Source organism: Bradyrhizobium lablabi, from assembly GCF_900141755.1.
Classification (GTDB): Bacteria; Pseudomonadota; Alphaproteobacteria; order Rhizobiales; family Xanthobacteraceae; genus Bradyrhizobium; species Bradyrhizobium lablabi_A.
The window spans coordinates 232,241-250,966 of the sequence record NZ_LT670844.1 but is presented as its reverse complement, the minus strand read 5'-3'; the positions used below and the strand labels follow the sequence as shown (position 1 = coordinate 250,966).

General features: G+C 62.5%; 12 protein-coding genes. 6 read left to right on the top strand and 6 right to left on the bottom strand.

Annotation, left to right across the window (positions count from 1 at the left end; genetic code table 11):
• Positions 1–316: 316 nt before the first annotated feature.
• On the bottom strand, positions 317–2,485 hold the full coding sequence (locus tag B5526_RS01150; RefSeq protein WP_197688403.1) for a carbamoyltransferase C-terminal domain-containing protein: 2,169 nt from the start codon (positions 2,483–2,485) through the stop codon (positions 317–319).
• A 160-nt stretch (positions 2,486–2,645) separates the two neighbouring features.
• Between B5526_RS01150 and B5526_RS01145 the strand changes: the two genes are divergently transcribed.
• Complete coding sequence (locus tag B5526_RS01145) at positions 2,646–3,869, top strand: ABC transporter substrate-binding protein (RefSeq protein WP_244562165.1); 1,224 nt, start codon at positions 2,646–2,648, stop codon at positions 3,867–3,869.
• Between the two features lie 147 nt (positions 3,870–4,016).
• Here the strand turns inward: B5526_RS01145 and B5526_RS01140 are convergent, their stop codons facing one another.
• Together B5526_RS01140 and B5526_RS01135 are read right to left on the bottom strand one after the other, a co-directional pair.
• On the bottom strand, positions 4,017–5,381 hold the full coding sequence (locus B5526_RS01140; RefSeq protein ID WP_079536229.1) for a peptidoglycan DD-metalloendopeptidase family protein: 1,365 nt from the start codon (positions 5,379–5,381) through the stop codon (positions 4,017–4,019).
• A gap of 101 nt (positions 5,382–5,482) precedes the next feature.
• The gene (locus B5526_RS01135) at positions 5,483–6,220 is read right to left on the bottom strand and encodes a redoxin domain-containing protein (protein ID WP_079536227.1); all 738 of its coding nucleotides are present in this window, start codon (positions 6,218–6,220) and stop codon (positions 5,483–5,485) included.
• 207 nt (positions 6,221–6,427) lie between these two features.
• Between B5526_RS01135 and B5526_RS01130 the strand changes: the two genes are divergently transcribed.
• Positions 6,428–10,174 (top strand): DUF3971 domain-containing protein, encoded by a 3,747-nt coding sequence (locus B5526_RS01130; protein WP_079536225.1) that lies wholly within the window; start codon positions 6,428–6,430, stop codon positions 10,172–10,174.
• Here the strand turns inward: B5526_RS01130 and B5526_RS01125 are convergent.
• Together B5526_RS01125 and tyrS are read right to left on the bottom strand one after the other, a co-directional pair.
• Complete coding sequence (locus tag B5526_RS01125) at positions 10,171–11,418, bottom strand: MFS transporter (RefSeq protein WP_079536223.1); 1,248 nt, start codon at positions 11,416–11,418, stop codon at positions 10,171–10,173. The genes B5526_RS01130 and B5526_RS01125 overlap by 4 nt on opposite strands.
• Positions 11,419–11,531: 113 nt before the next feature.
• Positions 11,532–12,785 (bottom strand): tyrosine--tRNA ligase, encoded by a 1,254-nt coding sequence (gene tyrS, locus B5526_RS01120; RefSeq protein WP_079536221.1) that lies wholly within the window; start codon positions 12,783–12,785, stop codon positions 11,532–11,534.
• Between the two features lie 169 nt (positions 12,786–12,954).
• Here tyrS and B5526_RS01115 point away from each other — a divergent pair, with 169 nt between their 5' ends.
• Positions 12,955–14,058, top strand: coding sequence for an anhydro-N-acetylmuramic acid kinase (locus B5526_RS01115; protein WP_079544595.1), 1,104 nt, complete (start codon positions 12,955–12,957; stop codon positions 14,056–14,058).
• A 64-nt stretch (positions 14,059–14,122) separates the two neighbouring features.
• Positions 14,123–14,797 carry a glutathione S-transferase family protein gene (locus B5526_RS01110; RefSeq protein ID WP_079536219.1) on the top strand — a complete coding sequence of 225 codons (675 nt, stop codon included), beginning with the start codon at positions 14,123–14,125 and terminating at the stop codon, positions 14,795–14,797.
• 210 nt (positions 14,798–15,007) lie between these two features.
• Here the strand turns inward: B5526_RS01110 and B5526_RS01105 are convergent, their stop codons facing one another.
• Positions 15,008–15,655, bottom strand: a complete 648-nt coding sequence (locus B5526_RS01105) for an alpha/beta hydrolase (RefSeq protein WP_079536218.1) — start codon at positions 15,653–15,655, stop codon at positions 15,008–15,010.
• A gap of 323 nt (positions 15,656–15,978) precedes the next feature.
• On the opposite strand from B5526_RS01105, the gene B5526_RS01100 reads away from it, so the two are divergent.
• Together B5526_RS01100 and sufB are read left to right on the top strand one after the other, a co-directional pair.
• Entirely contained in the window at positions 15,979–17,136 is a 1,158-nt protein-coding gene (locus B5526_RS01100; protein ID WP_079536216.1) for a cysteine desulfurase family protein, read from the top strand.
• A gap of 94 nt (positions 17,137–17,230) precedes the next feature.
• Positions 17,231–18,712 (top strand): Fe-S cluster assembly protein SufB, encoded by a 1,482-nt coding sequence (gene sufB / locus B5526_RS01095; protein ID WP_079536214.1) that lies wholly within the window; start codon positions 17,231–17,233, stop codon positions 18,710–18,712.
• Positions 18,713–18,726 lie beyond the last annotated feature (14 nt).

Genomic DNA, 18,726 nt, shown 5'->3' with positions numbered 1-18,726 from the left:
TAAGGTTGGACCGGGGCGGGCGGCGATATGCGAGTTTTCTTCGGTCTCGTTTTCCTCACTCTTCTCGTGACGCACGCCGACGCGTCTTGCGTCTGTCGTTGCGTTGACGGCGAGGTGCAGCCGCTGTGCACAAGCTCCATCGATCTGCCGCCGATATGCGCGGCGACAATCTGCAGCATGGCTCCGCCGTCGATCGCGCCGATCCAACCCCAGGTGATCGCTCCGCTCGGGACCTCCGGCTGTTCACAGCATCAGGTCTTGAATCCCGCGACCAGACGCTACGAATGGCAATCGGTTTGTAATTGAAACGCCTGAATTAAGGCGATCTGACCACGGCCGCCGCGGTCGTCCATTCCGAAAACCACCTCGTAAACCGGCCACTGTCGCGCTCACCTCCGTGCCATGCCGCGTGCACCGTGCCGTCGCTGGCGACCAGCAGCACGACATCAAGGCCTTTGGAACGGCGCAGCGTATCGATCGCCTGGCTTGGGGTCTGCGCGATCGGACCGGCGACATTGAACGACGTGTTGACCGAGATCTCGACGCCGATGCGGCGGCCGAGCGCCTTCAGATAGGCGTGAGTGAGGGGATCGTCTTCCGCGCGCACGATTTGAATCCGCCCGGTGCCGTCCGCATGAATCACCGCCGGAATCTTTTCGCGCGCATGCGGCTTCGAATGCGCGGTCAGCACCATGTAATTGTAGGCGTTATAGTCGGCGTCGGACGCGCCCTCGTGCAGCCAAAACAACTCCTGCGCTGCTTTAAGCGTCGCCATCGGCGCCAGCGGGCGGATCGCCTCGCGGTATTTTACCCGTTCGTTGAGACGTTGGCGCGCTTGCGGGTCGCACGGGTTAGCCAGGATCGAACGGTGCCCGAGCGCGCGGGGGCCGGTTTCGGCCGCGCCCTGATACAGCGCGATGACGCCGTTTTGCGCCACCATGAACGCCATCAGATCGGCGATCGCCTCGCGGCCGTCGGGCGTCGATATATTCCCGATCCGTTGCGAGGCGATGTCGGAGGCTTGAAGCGCGGTCGCGATGTCCTCGGGGGCCGGCGGCAAACCGCAATAGAAAGCGTGCGTCATCGGCGCGCCGCGCGGGGCGCCCGCAAGATGGGCGAACAGCCACGCGGCGCCGATAGTGACGCCGGGATCGCCGGGGGTCGGAGGCACCCACAGATGCAGGCGGGCTTTGCGTTGCTGGGCCTGCGAAAACCACGCCTCATCGAAATGTTCGAGCAGCCGCATGTTGCCGAGCGCGTTCAGCGCCACGCCTCCGGTGAGCACCAGCCGGTTGGCGCCGGTTGCGCGCAGGAGATGGTCGACGACATGGATGATTGCATCCTCGAACACCAATTGCGTCGCCGCCGCCTTGTCGAGGCGATCCTTTGTCTCGGGCCGGTGATGGATATCCTCGACCCGAAGCACAGCGTCGGGATTCCAGAGTTGTTCGGGCTTTAAGGGCTCGCCGAGGAGATCGATTAGCACGGCCTTGTAGGGATGATCGAAGGGGTCGCAGTACCAATTGGCCATGGCGCGGTTGATCTTGATTTCGCCGCCGTCGCCGAAATGCAAAACCTCTCGCAACCGCGCGTAATAGGGATTGCTGGCGCGGTTCATGTCGCCCCAGGCGGCCGCGCCCATATAGCGGCCTTCGCTCGACAGCCAGGTCCAGCCACCTTGCGTCGAGGAGATTACGCTGTAGAAGGAGCCGAGCGAGTCGAACACGCTGTCATTGCAGTAAAGCCTTCGCATCGCGCCATCGTTTGCAACATACAGCGATATCGAACCCTGATCGCCGGTGCCGTCGATCACTGCGATGGCGACTGGTTCGTCGCCGCCGGCGAAGGGTGAAGCCGCGAACGAAAACCACGCGTGGTTATCGTGGTGCGGCATGCAGATCAGCGGCACGCGTTCGCCGAGGCCGAGTTGCCTGGCAAGAATTTTTGGCGTGCGCCGCGCCTGGTCCAGGCGGCGGAGGTCGATGGCGGGAACAATGGGCATCGTCAGGAGCTTGAGACTAGCCGGCACTTCCTCCAGTACCGTTCTCATCATGGTCGCAAATAGAACCGGATAATCCCAGGTCGTGACGAAAGCTGCGATATCGGAGACGGCTCGCCCCCTCTGACGCAGCGTCTCGACCATGGCTTCGATCGACACCTTTGGATATTCGGTGGTGTGCTTGTTGCCGGAAAACCGCTCTTCCTCGTTATTGACGATGATCCGGGGTCCGGTGTTCTGCGTGACTTCGATCAGCGCGACACCGGTATTGTGGGTGCCCGAGGCGCCGAGGCCCACGATGTAGACTGTCTCGCCGCGCTGCAATTGCTCCCTGATCGAGGCAATTTTCTGGTTCGCGAACTCGTCGCCGATCCGATGAAAACCGGTGCGCGCCATCGTCCGCTCAAAGATCCAGCGCGTCAGGCGATAGCCTAAATTCGCAATTTTGGGATGCCGCGGTCCGATGCGGATTGCTGGTTTGTCCAAGCCGTCTGCCTCGAAAAGGTTGGAGCGTCAGGGGGAACTGATCATAATCGCCGCCGCACAACAATACGGTTTCGCGCCGCGGCAAAGCTTGCAAGTGCACGCGCGACTTGCGAGACTTCGCTAAAATAATACCGAAGGGGAGAGAACGATGCCGGCTTGCATGCGTAGCCTTGTTGCCGCCGCGGCATTCGCCGCAGCCTTCACCATCGCGACCGCGGCGAACGCGCAAAAGAAATACGATCCCGGCGCCAGCGATACCGAAATCAAGATCGGTAACATCATGCCCTACAGCGGTCCGGCCTCCTCCTACGGCGTGATCGGCAAGACCGAGGCGGCCTTCTTCAACATGGTCAATGCCGAGGGCGGCATCAACGGCCGCAAGATCAACTTTATCAGTTACGACGACGCCTACAGTCCGCCGAAGGCGATCGAGCAGGCGCGCAAGCTCGTCGAAGGCGACGAGGTGCTACTGATTTTCCAGTCGCTGGGAACACCGTCCAATTCGGCGATCATGAAATACATGAACGCTAAAAGAGTGCCGCAACTATTCGTCGCCTCCGGCGCCACCAAATTCGGCGATCCCAAGAATTTTCCATGGACCATGGGCTTTCAGCCCAATTACCAGAGCGAAGGCCACATCTACGCGAAATACATCCAGGAGCACTTTCCTAGCGGCAAGATCGCGGTGTTCTGGCAGAATGACGATGCCGGCAAGGATCAGTTCAAGGGGCTGAAGGATGGACTCGGCGACAAGGTCGGCATGATCATCGCCGACAAGTCGTATGAGGTGAGCGATCCCTCGATCGATTCGCAGATCGTTGCGCTGCGCGATTCCGGTGCCGATATTTTCTTCTCGTGGGCCGCCCCGAAGGGATCGGCGCAGGCGATCCGGAAAGTCGGCGAGCTCGGCTGGAAACCCAAATTCTTCCTCGCCAACACCGCCACCACGATCGCCTCGGTCTTGAAGCCCGCCGGCCTCGACTACGCCAAGGACATCATCTCGACGTCTTACGTCAAGGATCCGACCGACCCGATCTGGAAGGACGATCCGGGGGTGAAGAAGTGGGCGGCATTCATGGACAAGTACTATCCCGACGGCGACAAGACCAACTCCAACAACGCCTATGCCTATGTCGAATCGCAGGCGATGGTGCAGGTGCTCAAGCAGTGCGGCGATAATCTGACGCGCGAGAACGTCATGAAAGAGGCCGCCAACCTGAAGAACTTCACCAGCGACATGCTGCTGCCGGGGATCACCATCAACACTTCGCCGGACGATTATTTTCCGATCGAGCAAATGCAGTTGATGCGGTTCAACGGCACGTCCTGGGAATTGTTCGGCGACGTCATCACCGGCGAGGTCGGCCACGACGCGAGCCATTAGGGCTTCTCGCTATCCCGCGGCTTCATCCTTCGAGACGCCACGCAAGAGCGCGGCTCCTCAGGATGAGGTCTTAGGTCCTCATGGTGAGGAGCGCGGCATCGCCGCGCGTCTCGAACCATGTGGCCCCGATGCTGGACCGATAACCGTTCAGCCGGCGCTGAGCCGCACGCCGGCGCGCAAAAATTTCTGCGGGTCGACCGCTTCGCCGTCGATCCTGGTTTCGTAATGCAGATGCGGGCCGGTCGACCGGCCGGTCGAGCCGACCGCGCCCATCATCTGTCCGATCTTGACCTGGTCGCCGACCTTGACGTCGATCTCGGACAGATGGCCGTAGCGGGTCGAGAGCCCGTTGCCGTGGTCGACCTCGACCATGCGGCCATAGCCGCCCGCCCAGCCTGAGGAAACCACCTTTCCGTTCGCGGTCACGCGCACGGGATCGCCGGTCGAGGCGCGAAAATCGAGCCCGGTATGCATCGCCGGGCGGCCGAGGAAGGGATCGGTGCGGACCCCGAATCCGCTGGTGAATTCGACCTCGCCGACGACAGGCTTGCGGTAGGGCACGAGCGCCAAGGTCCGGTTCAGCCGCTCAACCTGGGCGCGGGTGATGTTGATCCGGTAGAGCTGGCGCTCGAAGGCGCCGGCATTGGCTGAAAGTTTGACCGGAACGAACGGACCGCCCATACCGACGCGCGGGGTTGCCGCTTCCAATTGCGCCATGTCGAGGCCGAGATCGGTAAAGACGCCGCGCATCCGCCGTACCCGCGATTCCATGCCGTCTTCGACCGCGTTGAGCGCCGCGATCTGGCGGCCCTCGACCTGGTCAAGCGAGGCCTGCAGGCGGCCGAGCACGTTATCGACCCCCTGGATCTTGGCGAATTGATTAGGCTGCACGTCGGTGACGATCGGCGCGCGCGATTCCAGCCGCGCTTCGCGATCCGGAGGCGCCACGAAAATCACGGTATCGTTGATCGGCGAGGGTTTTGGGGTTCCAGATGCCGCCGCATCGGTTGCCGCGGCGCCGCGCGAGGGCGGCCGGATCGATCCGGTCACCGAATTGTCCGGGATGGTTCCAAGCGCGGTGGCGCGGGATTCCAACGCGGTCTGGCGGCGCATGATCTGTTCGAGCTTCTGGTCGAACTGTTCCTGGTCGAGCAACTGGCGAGAGGTGGTGCGGTCGACTTTGGCGCGCAGCTCCGCGATGCGGTCCTCATAGGCGTATTGCATCTCGGCCTGGCGCGCGATCAGGCGCGTCAGCACGTCGTCGCGAAAGGCAAAATAGGTCGCGGTCGCCGCCGACCACATGCCGAGCAGCGTCACCGTGCCGACCACGATCCAGAACACCACCGGGCCGAACCGGACCTGTTTGCCGGCATGGACCAGCGTGTAGCCCTCTTGGGTGGGCAGCGGTGCGGCGACCGCCTGGCTCGCCACGGGCCGGCGCGGCAACGCCCGGCCATGATCATGTGGATGGTGCTGGGGGTACTCGGAATAATGACCGGAACGGTTCGACATCGGCACTCCCGCGCCGGTCGGAGATCGTTCCGTACGGCCATTTTTGCGGGAGTGATTTGACCTTCACATGGTTAATTTTTAGCAAATGGAACCGGCCGGAATTATACGGCCTTTGCTGCGGCCAGCACCTCGTCGGCGTGGCCGTCGACCCTGACATGGCGCCAGATTCGTATGATTTGGCCGTCGGCGCCGATCAGAACCGTGGTGCGAAGAATTCCCTCGAACGTCCTGCCGTACATGGATTTTTCTCCCCAGGCGCCATAGGCCTGCAGCATCTCGTGTTTTTCGTCCGAAATGAGAGGAATTGTCAGTTCATGTTTGTTTCGAAAGGATTCCTGTGCCTTTAGGGAATCGCCGGAGACGCCGAGTACCGCCGTGTTGCTCGCGGCGAAGTCCGCGGCCAGCCGCGTGAAGTCGATGGCCTCCTTGGTGCAGCCTGGCGTGTCGGCCCGGGGATAGAAAAACAGCACCAGCTTCTTGCCGGCGTAGTCGGACAGCGAGACGGTGTCGCCGCCGTCCCTCGGCAGGCGGAAGGCCGGCGCGGCGGCGCCTTCGGTCAAACCTGAAGTTCGCGCGGCCGGCGAGGAGGCTTTTGTTAACTGTTTTGTCGCGGCCTTGTGCGACGCTCCCGAAGCAGCTTTCCCCGGCTGTTTGATATCGTTCTTGCGTGATTTGCCGGCGGCTGTCGCGCGGGTTTTGGAGGGGCGCGTTTTCGCCGCGTTCGCGGGCTGCACAGCGGCCGCTTTGCGGGAGGATGACTTAGGGGATTTCTTGGGGGCCTTCTTAGGAGCTTTCTTGGGGGATGGCTTGGGGGATTTCTTGCGCGTTTTCTTGGACATACGCCTTCCTTTCGTCGCTTTCGGCGGATCAATCATAGGGTTATTGCGTGTCTTGCCCGGATCCTTGCGAATCTCGCGGGGGCTGCTGGGCAAGGCTGACGGCCCCGGAGTATGGTTACAAGGAATTCGACGCACCACCCGTCCGCTCGTTGAATGTCCCGTGTGGGCCAGATGACGAGTAACAGTATTAATCGAGGATTGGCAGCGATGCCGGTACAGGAGCGTCCGTTACGTGTCGACGGGCGAGGCCTTGGCGGCGATCAATCTAACCAGCAGCGCCAGCACCGAGAGGCAATGGCAAGGAATACGTCGCCCCAGGGGTCAAGTCCGCGTGCTGACGTCCAGCCCTCGCAGTGGGATGATGCCGATTGGGATCAGGACCATGACGAGGCGGCCGGCCATCGCGCGCGCCGGCTGTTGTCGCGATCGGACTCCGGCTTTTATCGGATCGGCGATTACCTCGCCCGGTTTCGCCGCTGGCTCACGGGTGAACGCTGGGTCAGGCGGCTTGCGATCGCCATCGCGTTGTTGGCCCTGATTTTCGCCGGCTGCTTCGGCGGATTGTGGTGGCGGCTTGGCGCCGGTCCGATCAATCTCGAGATGGCGACGCCGTGGCTTGCGGCGGCGATCGAGGAAAATATCGGTCACGACAATACCGTCGAAGTTGGCGGCACGCAGATCGAGCGCGCGGGTAGGATCGGCATCGCCGTGCGCATCCGCGACATCATCGTCAGGGATCGCGACCACGCCATCGTGGCAAGCGCGCCGAAGGCCGAGGTGAGGCTTTCGGGCACCGCGCTCTTGATGGGGCGGCTTCGCGCCCAGAGCCTCAATCTGGTCGACGCCGAACTCGCGGTGCGGATCACGCCGGATGGCTATGTCACCGTTTCCACCGGCGACAATGCACGTCCGCTCGCGACCGGCGTCGCCTCGAAGCGGCAACTGGGTGCCGCGCCGCCAGCATCGGACCCGACTGGGTCCGGCCAGACTTCTGCGTCCGGCCAGTCCAGCGTGACGCTTCCGATCAACCCGGCCGCCCCGCCGCCGGCGGCACAACCCGGCACGACGGCGGCGATCCCCGGCAAAGATTCCACAAGCGGGCTGCTTGCCGGCCTCGACTGGCTCGACAGCCTGAGCCTGACCGGACTGGACGGACAAAACCTCAACGAAATCGGCCTGAAGAACGGAAGCCTGATCATCGACGATCAGCAGCGCGGCAACAAATGGAATTTTGAAAATATCACCCTCAGCCTGCGCCGGCCGAGCGGCGGCGGGGTGGCGCTGAGCGTCGGCGAGGACGGCCGCCACGCCTGGTCGCTGCGCGTCACCGTCGGCGCGCCCGCCAATGGCGTGCGATCGGTCGACATTCGCGCCGACAAGGTTTCCACGAAAAATATCCTGTTGGCGTTGCGGCTGAAGGACCTAACCTACAGCGCCGACCTGCCGCTCACCGGCGAACTGAAGGGCGAACTCGGCCGCGACGGTCTGCCGACCTATTTCCGCGGCAAACTCAGCGCCGGCGCGGGCCCCATCATCGACAGCGATACGCCGGATTATCCGATGGCGATCGATTCGGCGGAGCTGAGCGTCGAATGGGATGCCGGACGGCGCGTGCTGGTGGCGCCGTTCAAGATCGTTTCGGGGCAGAACCGGATCACGCTCTTGGCCCATCTCGAGCCGCCCAACGACAGCATTCCCGATTGGCAGCTCGGTTTTTCCGGCGGCACCATCGTGCTGGCCGCGATCGACCCCGAACAGCCGCCATTGATCTTCAACCGCATCGCCATCGGCATGCGCTTCGACACCGACAAGCGGCGGGTGCTCCTGACCCAGGCCGATATCAGCAATGGCGAGATCGGCGTCGCCGGCACCGGCAGCATCGACTATGCGGCGGAGCCGAGGCTGACGCTGGGCTTTGCGGGAACGCCGATGTCGGCATCGGCCCTCAAGAGGATGTGGCCGATCCTGATCGTGCCCGAAGTGCGCGAATGGGTAATCGAGCGGGTCGAGCGCGGCTCGCTGCAGCGCATCGAGGTCGGTGTCAACTCGCCGGTGCGCAACCTGTCGCGGCGCGGTCCGCCGATTCCGGATGACGGGCTTTCCGTCAACATCGTCGCCTCGGGTGTGACCTTGCACCCGGTGGACGAAATGCCCTCGGTGCACGACGCGGATCTGAAGGCGCATGTCACCGGCCGGACCGCGACGGTGACGATCGGGCAGGCGGCGTCCGATACACCCGCCGGCCGCAAGCTCACGATTTCGGATTTCGTATTCGAGGTGCCGGATATGGCGCCCAAGCCGTCGCCGGCCAAGGTGAAATTCCGGATCGACGGTCCGGTACCGGCGGCAGCCGAACTTCTCGCTTCGGATCGCCTCAGCGACCTTTCCGGCACCTTGATCGACCCGAACTCGAGCAAGGGTACGTTTTCGGCCCTGATCACGCTCGGCCTGCCGGTCAAGGGCTCATTGACCAAGGCCGACACGGTCTATACCGCGACCGCCGATCTCTCCGGATTTACCGCCGACAAACTGGTGATGAACCAGAAGCTCGAAGCCAGCACGCTGAAGATCGTCGCCAACAATGCGGGCTATCAGGTCAAGGGCGACGTCAAGATCAACGGCCAGGCCGCCGCGCTGGATTACCGCAAGCCGAACGAGGGTGATGCGGATATCAAATTGCAGGCAACCCTCGATGACGCCAGCCGCGCGCGGCTTGGATTCGATCTCGGCCCCGCCGTCAGCGGCGCGCTGCCGGTCAAGGTCATCGGCAGGATCGGAACCGACAGCCGCGTCGGAATAGATGCGGACCTCACCTCGTTAAAACTCGACAACATCCTGCCGGGCTGGGTCAAATTGCCGGGCAAATCCAGCCACGCGGTTTTCAACGTGGTGCAGAAGCCGCAATCGACCCGCCTCGAAGACATCGTGATCGATGGCGGCGGCGTCTCGATCAAGGGATCCATCGAGGTCGATCCAAATGGCGATCTGATCAATGCGACCTTTCCGACCTATTCGCCCTCCGAAGGCGACAAGACCTCGTTGAAGGCCGAGCGCGGCCCAGACGGCGTCGTGAAAGTGACGATGCGCGGCGAGGTGTTCGATGGCCGCAGCTTCCTCAAATCCGCCATTTCGGGCAAGGAGGCCGACCCCAAAAGCAAAATCAAGACCGTCGATTTCGATGTCGACCTCAAATTGGGCGCGGTGGCCGGCTTCTTTGGCGAGGCGCTGCGCAGCGTCGATTGCAAGATATCGCGGCGGGGTGGCGCGATCCGAAATTTCGCGCTCAGCGGCAAGCTCGGACGCGATACGCCGCTAATCGGTGATTTGCGCGGCCGCACGCAAGGGCATGACGTGATCTATCTCGAGACCAGCGACGCCGGGGCGTTCCTGCGTTTCACCGACACCTATTCCAAGGTCGTCGGTGGCGAGCTGCAATACGCCGTGGATCCTCCGACCGCCGAACCGAGCGCGAAAGAGGGGGTGATCTTGGTCCGCGACTTCACCGTCAAGGGCGAGGCCTCGCTCGATCGCCTGGCGGCGGGCGGGCCGGCCGCGGTGCAGAGCGGGATTTCCTTCTCGCGGTTGCGTGCCGAATTCACCCGGCAAAACGGACAGATCGCGATCCGCGAGGGCGTCGTGAAGGGTCCGATGATCGGCGGCACCATCGAAGGCAGTATCGACTATCTCCGCAACCAGGTGCGCATGAGCGGCACCTTCGTGCCGATGTACGGGCTGAACAACATGTTCGGCCAGATCCCGGTGCTCGGGCTGTTTCTCGGCGGCGGCAGCAATGAGGGGCTGTTCGGGGTGACCTACGAAGTCGTCGGCACGACGGACAAGCCGGAGCTTCGCGTCAATCCGATTTCAGCGATACTGCCCGGCGTCTCCAGGAAGATCATGGATTTCAACACCGGCAAGCAGAACAACCCGGTGGAATTCCCGCCGAATAACTAGCGCCGCAGCGCCGGCACGACCAGGAACGGGATCATCCCCAGGACGACGCTGATCAGCGAGAACACGATCAGCGGATTATAGCTGTGGCTGACATCGTGGATCAGGCCGCCGCCCCAGGAGCCGAACGCCGATCCGAGGCCGCTGCCGATCGAAATCGCGCCGTAGATGGTGCCGACCCGCTTTCCCCGAAAGATCTTCATCGCGGTCGCCGTGAGTAGCGGGCCGCGCGAGCCGATCATGCTGCCGAAGCAGACGACAAAGCCGGTCAACAGCCAGTAGTTCGGATACCATTGCAAGAGCCACAGCATGAGGATGCCGGCGATCGACACCGCATAGCTGAACAACACCGACGGCCGGCGGCCGATGAGGCCGTCGAGCGAGGAGATGCCGAGCATGCCGAACAACAGCACCACGCCCGAAAAACCCCAGGCGGTCGCCGCCTGTAACGGCGGAAATCCCGCGTCGATCAGATAGGCGACGATTTGCGGCGCGATCGCATACATGCCGATCGCGGTGAAGAAGAACGTCGAAAACAAGGCCCAGAACGCGTGGTGGCGCATCGCGCGGAGCAGCGTCCAGCCTTCGTCGACGAAACCGGCGGCGGCGCTTTTCGCCAAATGCGGCGAGCCGGTGGAGAACAATCGCCACGGCAATAGCAATAGCGGCAACAACAACAGCAGCGCGACAATGCCAAAAATCTGATAGGCGCCGCGCCAGCCGATATGATCGATCAGGACTTGCGACGCCGGCAGCAGGATCAGGACGCCGGCGCCGGTCGCGGAATACACCACCGCCATCGCGGTCGGCAGCCGCGCGCCGAACCAGCGGCCGAGCAGGATCGAATTTGGAACATTGCCGATAAAGGCGATGCCGAGACCGACGCAGATGCCGATGCTCAACTGGAACTGCCAGAGATATTGGGCGTGCGCGGCGGTCAAGAACGCGCCGGCGAGCAACAATAGTCCGAGCGAATAGACGGTGCGGGGACCGGAACGGTCGAACAGCCGGCCGACCAGAGGCGCCGCCAGCCCACCGGCCAGCGCGGTCAGCGAATAGACCGAGACCACCTGGGCGCGGTCCCAGCCAAAACTCTCCGAGATGGGTTTGAGGAAAACCGTAAAACTCTCGCCGAGACCGCGGCCGAGCACCGACAGCGCAAAGCACAGCGCGAGCACGCTGAGAGCCGTGTGCGCCGATTTCAGTGGGCGCAATTCGGAATCTTCGCTTGGGCTATTTTGGTCCATGGCTTGCTCGTTATGAGCGCGGTCGGACGCAAAACCGGATTCCAGTTTTGCTGACCGCGCTCACCAAGGAGCGCTTTTCGGCGCCAAAGAGCAGGGGTCCAAAGCGAATGCGCCTATGCAGGCTTGAGCAGGACGTGGCGCTTCTTGCCGAGGGAGAGTTTTATGACGCCCTCCGGCGTGAGGTCGCCGGGTTTCAGCATCATCTTTTCGTCCGAAACCGCGACGTCGTTGACGCGGAGTCCGCCGCCCTTGATCTGGCGGCGCGCCTCGCCGTTCGACGCGACCAGGCCTGCTTTGACAAAAGCGCTCAGCACACCAAGCCCGCCATCGAACTCGCCGCGCGAGATCGCAACCGTCGGAAGGCTTTCGGCGACGAGACCTTCCTCAAACGTTTGACGCGCGGTATCAGATGCGGCGTTGGCGGCATCGCGGCCGTGCAGCAACGCGGTTGCCTCCGTCGCCAGCACCTTCTTGGCTTCGTTAATTTCGGAACCCTTTAACGCCGCGAGGCGCGCGATCTCGTTCATCGGCAGGATCGTGAACAGCTTTAGGAATTTGACGACGTCGGCGTCTTCGACGTTGCGCCAATATTGCCAGAAATCGTAGGGGCTGAATTGTTCCGCGTTGAGCCAGACCGCGCCGCTCGCGGTCTTGCCCATCTTCTCGCCGGACGCGGTCGTCAGCAGCGGCGTCGTCAGCGCGAACAGTTGCGGGGTTCCCATGCGGCGGCCGAGGTCGACGCCATTGACGATGTTGCCCCACTGGTCAGAGCCGCCCATCTGCAACCGGCAGCCGACGCGCCGCGATAATTCGACGAAATCGTAGGCCTGGCAGACCATGTAGTTGAACTCGATGAAACTCATCTCCTGCTCGCGCTCGAGACGCAGCCGGACGGAGTCCATCGTCAACATGCGGTTGACCGAGAAATGCCGGCCGATGTCGCGCAGCATCTCGATCCAGTTCAGTTTTGTTAGCCATTCGGCATTGTCCAGCATGACCGCATCGGTCGCGCCGGAACCGTAGCGCAGCACCTTGGCGAACACGCCGCGGATGCTGGCCTTGTTGGCCTCGATCTCCTCGACCGAGCGCAGCGCGCGCGATTCGTCCTTGCCGGAGGGATCGCCGACCATGGTCGTGCCGCCGCCCATCAGGGTGATCGGCTTGTTGCCGCTCTGCTGCAGCCAGTACAGCATCATCATGGTGAGGAAGTTGCCGATATGCAGCGACGGCGCGGTGCAGTCATACCCGACATAGGCGGTGGCTTCGCCTTTAGCGGCGAGCGCGTCCAGTCCCTCGAAATCGGAACACTGATGGATGAAGCCGCGTTCCTGCAAGATATGGAGAAAATCGGATTTAAAAGTAGTCATTCGTGTGCGACTCTGATCATTCTTATTTCACGCTATTCTTAGGGGATTGCGGAACCCTGAGGAATAGGCTGCTGCACGCGTGCGCGCTGTGGCATTATAAGATGCGCTGGTTTGACACAAGCGGGCGTCAAGGGCAGGGCGGCAGGGACGTCGCGAAGGCACCATGGCGATAATGCTGACGGCAATCGGTCTGATGAGCGGCACCTCGCTCGACGGGGTCGACGTCGCCTTGATCGAAACCGACGGCAAGCAGGTCAGGGCGTTCGGACCCTCCGGCTATCGGGCTTATACCGACCACGAGCGCGGCCTGCTGCGCCAGGCCCTGAACGAAGCCCCGAACCTGCTGCACCGCGAGGCGCGGCCCGGCATCCTGCGCGAGGCCGAGCGCATCGTTACCTTGGCCCACGCCGAGGCCGTCGCCATCTTCACCTCGCATAACCGCATCAGCTATGAAGACATCGATATCGTCGGCTTTCACGGCCAGACCGTGCTGCACCGGCCGGCAGAGAAGATGACCGTGCAGATCGGCGATGGTCCGGCGCTCGCCAAGGCGATCCATATCCCGGTGATGCATGATTTCCGCGCGGCCGACGTCGACGCCGGCGGCCAGGGCGCGCCGCTTGTGCCGGTCTATCATCGCGCGCTGGCGCAGTCGCTGGAGCGCGAAGGCCCGATCGTTGTGGTCAATATCGGCGGCGTCTCCAACATCACCTATATCGACGGCCCCAACACGCTGATCGCCTGCGATACCGGGCCCGGCAATGCGCTGCTCGACGATCACATCTTTCGCACCATGGGACAGCCGTTCGATTGCGAAGGCCGCACGGCGGCGCAGGGCGCGGTGGACGTGGCATGGGTGATGCGCGCGCTGCAGCATCCGTTCTTTGCGCTGCCGCCGCCGAAATCGCTCGACCGCAACGATTTTGCCTCGCTCAAGGTGCGCGACATGTCTCCCGCCGATGGCGCCGCGACGCTGACGGCGCTCACGGCCGAAGCCATCGCCCGGATCGTGCCGCTACTGCCGAAAGAGCCGAAGTGCTGGATCGTCGCCGGCGGCGGCGCGCGCAACCTGACCATGCTGCGGATGCTGCGCGAGCGCCTCGACCCGGCAACGGTGGAAGCCGCCGACGCGCTCGGCTGGTCGGCGGATGCCATCGAGGCGCAGGCCTTTGGGTTTTTGGCGGCGCGGGGCTTAAAAGGCCTGCCGCTGAGCTATCCGGCGACGACGGGCGTGCCGATCCCGATGACCGGTGGAGTGATCGCCCGGCCGTGAGCTTGACGGATTGATGCAGTTGCATGTAGGTTCATGCAACTGCATCAAACGGGGTTAATTCGCCATGGCCGCGCACATAAAACTGATCAGCCACAAGCTTTGTCCCTATGTGCAGCGCGCGGTGATCGCGCTCGCCGAAAAGGGCGTTTCGTTCGAGCGGATCGATATCGATCTCGCCAACAAGCCGGATTGGTTTCTGGCGATCTCGCCGCTCGGCAAGACGCCGGTGCTCCAAGTCGGCGACGCCGCGATTTTCGAGTCGGCGGTGATCCTGGAGTACCTTGAGGAGACGCAACCAGGACCGCTGCATCCCGCCGATCCCTTGAGGCGCGCCGAGCATCGCGGCTGGATCGAATTCGGATCGGCCGTGCTCGGCGATATCGCGGGGTTTTATTCGGCGCCCGATGAGGCGACTTTCAAGGCCAAGGCGTCGCAACTCGAGCAGCGCTTTGCGCGGCTAGAGGCTCGCGTCGCGGCCGCGCCATGGTTTGACGGCGAAGATTTTTCGCTGGTCGATGCGGTGTTCGGACCGGTGTTCCGCTATTTCGATGTGTTCGACAAGATCGCGGATTTCGGAATTCTGTCGGGCAAGCCGAAGCTCGTACAATGGCGCAAGGCGCTTGCGGTGCGGCCGTCGGTGCGATCGGCGGTCAGCGCGGACTATCCGGCGCTGCTGCGCGCGTTCATCGAGCGGCGGAATTCGTGGCTGTTGGGATTGCAAGCGCGCGACGCGGCTTGACCAAAGCTGTCATCGCCCGGCATAGCCGTCCGAAGGACGGCGTCGCTTCCGCTCGCCTATGACCGGGCGATCCGGTATTCCAGAGACGCTGGTGATCGATCGAGAAGCCGCGGCGTACTGGATCACCCGCTGGAGCCTGTCATCGGGCGGGCGCTAAGCGCCGACCCGTTGGCGGGTGATGACGGCCTGAATGTAATGGCCCGCGCGACGCTACCGCACGTTGGCGAGCCGCATGTCGAGATAGCCGGTCACCGTTTCCATCAACGGCTCGAGCTTGCCGTCGAAGAAATGGTTGGCGCCAGGGATGATCTGCTGGTCGATCACGATGCCCTTTTGCGTCTTCAGTTTCTCCACCAGCGTGTTGACGTCTTTCGGCGGCACCACGGCGTCCTTCTCGCCATGCACGATCAAGCCGGAGGACGGGCAGGGCGCAAGAAATGAAAAATCGTAGAGATTGGCGGGTGGCGCGATCGAGATAAATCCCTCAACCTCCGGCCGGCGCATCAGAAGCTGCATGCCGATCCAGGCGCCGAACGAAAAGCCCGCGACCCAGCAGGCGCGCGCTTCCGGATTGATGGTCTGCGCCCAATCGAGCGCGGAGGCCGCATCCGAAAGTTCGCCGGTGCCGTGATCGAATGATCCCTGGCTGCGGCCGACGCCGCGGAAATTAAAGCGCAGCACGGAAAATCCGCGATGCGCGAACGCGTAGTAGCACTGGTAGATGATCTGGTGATTCATCGTGCCGTGAAACTGCGGATGCGGGTGCAGCACCATCGCAATCGGCGCGTTCTTCTGTTTTGCCGGATGGTAACGGCCTTCGAGGCGGCCTGCGGGGCCGGTGAAGATGACTTCAGGCATTAGTGATCCCTGGCGAAATCAACCGACTTTGTGCTGGCTCATCTGGCTCTTTGCAGACAAACCCTCGCAAGAGTAAGGGGCTGATCAGGCGCCGCTCGGCTCGAAGCCAACGGCGCTCGGTGAACTGGAGGCCGCGTTCTAGCATGAGGCGAGGGGCAAAAAGCAAGGGTTTTGAACATCGTCCAGTGGGGTCAACGCGTTAGCGGGACGATTGTCAGGAGACGCCGCGGTCGCCACTTGGCATAAGGTAAAGCGTGACCGGCGACGTTTTTCAACGCGGCCGCCGGCTTCCAAATCACGTCATTAAGGTAATATAATACTCTATGCCTGACAGGGTGTATCTCGACTGGAATGCGACCACGCCGCTTCGCCCGGAAGCCAGGGCGGCGATGGTGGAGGCGTGGGAAATCCTGGGCAATCCGTCCTCGGTTCATGCCGAGGGCCGCCAGGCCCGAAAATTGGTCGAGGATGCCAGGGCTGCGGTCGCGGTCGCCATTGGCGCGCTTCCGCAAAACGTGATCTTCACGTCGGGCGGCACCGAGGCCAATGCCTTGGCGCTGACGCCGGGGCTGCGGCGGGCGTCCGGGCATCCGGTGCAAAGACTTGTGGTTTCGGCCATCGAACACGCTTCAGTGCTCACGGGGGGTCGGTTTCCGGCCGGCGCCATCACTAGCCTCGGTGTAACGCGCTCGGGCCTCGTCGATCTCGATCGTCTGAGGTCCATGCTCGAGGATGGGCCGCCGGCGCTGGTCTCGGTGATGCTGGCCAACAACGAGACTGGCGCTGTTCAACCGGTGAACGAGGCGGCTGGGATCGTCCATGCCGCCGGAGGATTGCTGCACGTCGATGCGATCCAAGCGTTCGGAAAAATACCCTGTGATATCAATGTGATGAACGCCGATCTGGTGACGCTCTCGGCGCACAAGATCGGCGGCCCCAAGGGGGTGGGCGCCCTGGTTCTGGCCGAGGGGGTTTTGGGCTTTGAACCGCTGTTGCGCGGCGGCGGTCAGGAACGGGGGCACCGGGCCGGAACCGAGAACGTCGCAGGCATCGCGGGCTTTGGGGCCGCGGCCAGGGCCGCCATGGCTGCTCTGGATAAAGACGCCATGCGCCTCGAAACCTTGCGGAACCGGCTCGAACGCGGTCTGGCGCAGACCCCGGGGGCCATTGTCTTTTCGGCCGAGGCGCCGCGGCTGCCGAATACGACCCTGTTTACGGTGCCCGGCCTGAACGCCGAGACTGCGATAATCGGCTTCGACCTCACTTGCGTAGCGGTATCCTCGGGTTCCGCTTGTTCTTCGGGCAAGGTGCAGCCTTCCCACGTGCTCGAAGCCATGGGGTACGGTCCCGAGCTTGCGAAGGGAGCGGTGCGGCTTAGTCTGGGCTGGTCTACCTCCGAGGCGGACATTGATTTGGCCATTAAGGCTTGGCGAAAGCTCGCCGGTACCTTACTTACAGGGGAGCGACGAAACACGGCTTGAACGGTTCTAAGCAGGTGATTTCGTCCGGGAAACATCGTAATAGTCTTTCGGAATTGATCCACCGCGGTCCTTGAAACCGCGAGCGGAGGATGGAATGGCGGCCGTACAGGAGACCGTCGATCGGGTGCGCCGGATCGACGTCGATCAATATCGTTATGGGTTTGAGACCGTAATCGAGTCCGACAAGGCCCCGAAGGGGCTATCGGAAGATACCGTCCGCTTCATTTCTGCGAAAAAGAGCGAACCGGCGTGGATGCTGGAATGGCGTCTGGAGGCTTTTCGCCGCTGGCTGACCATGACCGAGCCAAAATGGGCGCGCGTCGATTATCCCAAGATCGATTATCAGGATCTCTATTACTACTCAGCGCCGAAGCCGAAGAAGTCGGTGTCGTCGCTGGACGAGATCGATCCGGAAATTCTCAAGACCTACGAAAAGCTCGGCATTCCCTTGCGCGAGGTCGAAGTGCTGGAAGGCGTCGTGCGGCCGGAGGGCCAGCGCAAGATCGCCGTCGATGCCGTGTTCGATTCGGTTTCCGTTGCGACCACCTTCAAGGAAGAGCTGAAGAAGGCCGGCGTGATCTTCATGCCGATCTCGGAAGCGATCCGCGAGCATCCTGATCTCGTGAAGAAGTACCTCGGCACGGTGGTGCCTACTTCCGACAATTTCTTCGCCACGTTGAACTCGGCGGTGTTCTCCGACGGCTCGTTCGTCTATGTGCCGCCGGGCGTGCGCTGCCCGATGGAACTGTCGACCTATTTCCGCATCAACGAGCGCAACACCGGGCAGTTCGAGCGGACGCTCATCATCGCCGACAAGGGCGCTTACGTCAGCTATCTCGAAGGCTGCACCGCGCCGCAGCGCGACGAGAACCAGTTGCACGCCGCGGTCGTCGAACTGGTCGCGCTCGATGATGCCGAGATAAAATATTCGACGGTGCAGAACTGGTACCCCGGCAACTCCGAGGGCAAGGGCGGCATCTACAATTTTGTCACCAAGCGCGGCGATTGCCGCGGCGACAATTCGAAGATCTCGTGGACCCAGGTCGAGACGGGTTCCGCAATCACCTGGAAATATCCGAGCTGCATTTTGCGCGGCGATAATTCGCGAGGCGAATTTTATTCGATCGCGATTTCGAACGGCCATCAGCAGGTCGATAGCGGCACCAAGATGATCCATCTGGGCAAGAACACGACCAGCCGGATTATCTCCAAGGGCATCGCCGCCGGCGTCTCGCAAAACACCTATCGCGGGCTCGTGACCGCGCATCGCAAGGCCACCGGCGCGCGCAATTTTACCGCGTGTGACTCACTTCTGATCGGCGACAAATGCGGCGCGCACACCGTGCCCTATATCGAGGCCAAGAACTCTTCCGCGCTGTTCGAGCACGAGGCGACCACGTCAAAAATTTCGGAAGACGTGCTGTTCTATTGCGTGCAGCGCGGGCTGTCGCAGGAAGAGGCCGTCGGCCTCGTGGTCAACGGTTTTGTGAAGGACGTGCTGCAGCAGCTGCCGATGGAGTTCGCGGTCGAGGCACAGAAGCTGATCTCGATCTCGCTGGAAGGTTCGGTTGGATAAACGTCGTGCAGGCG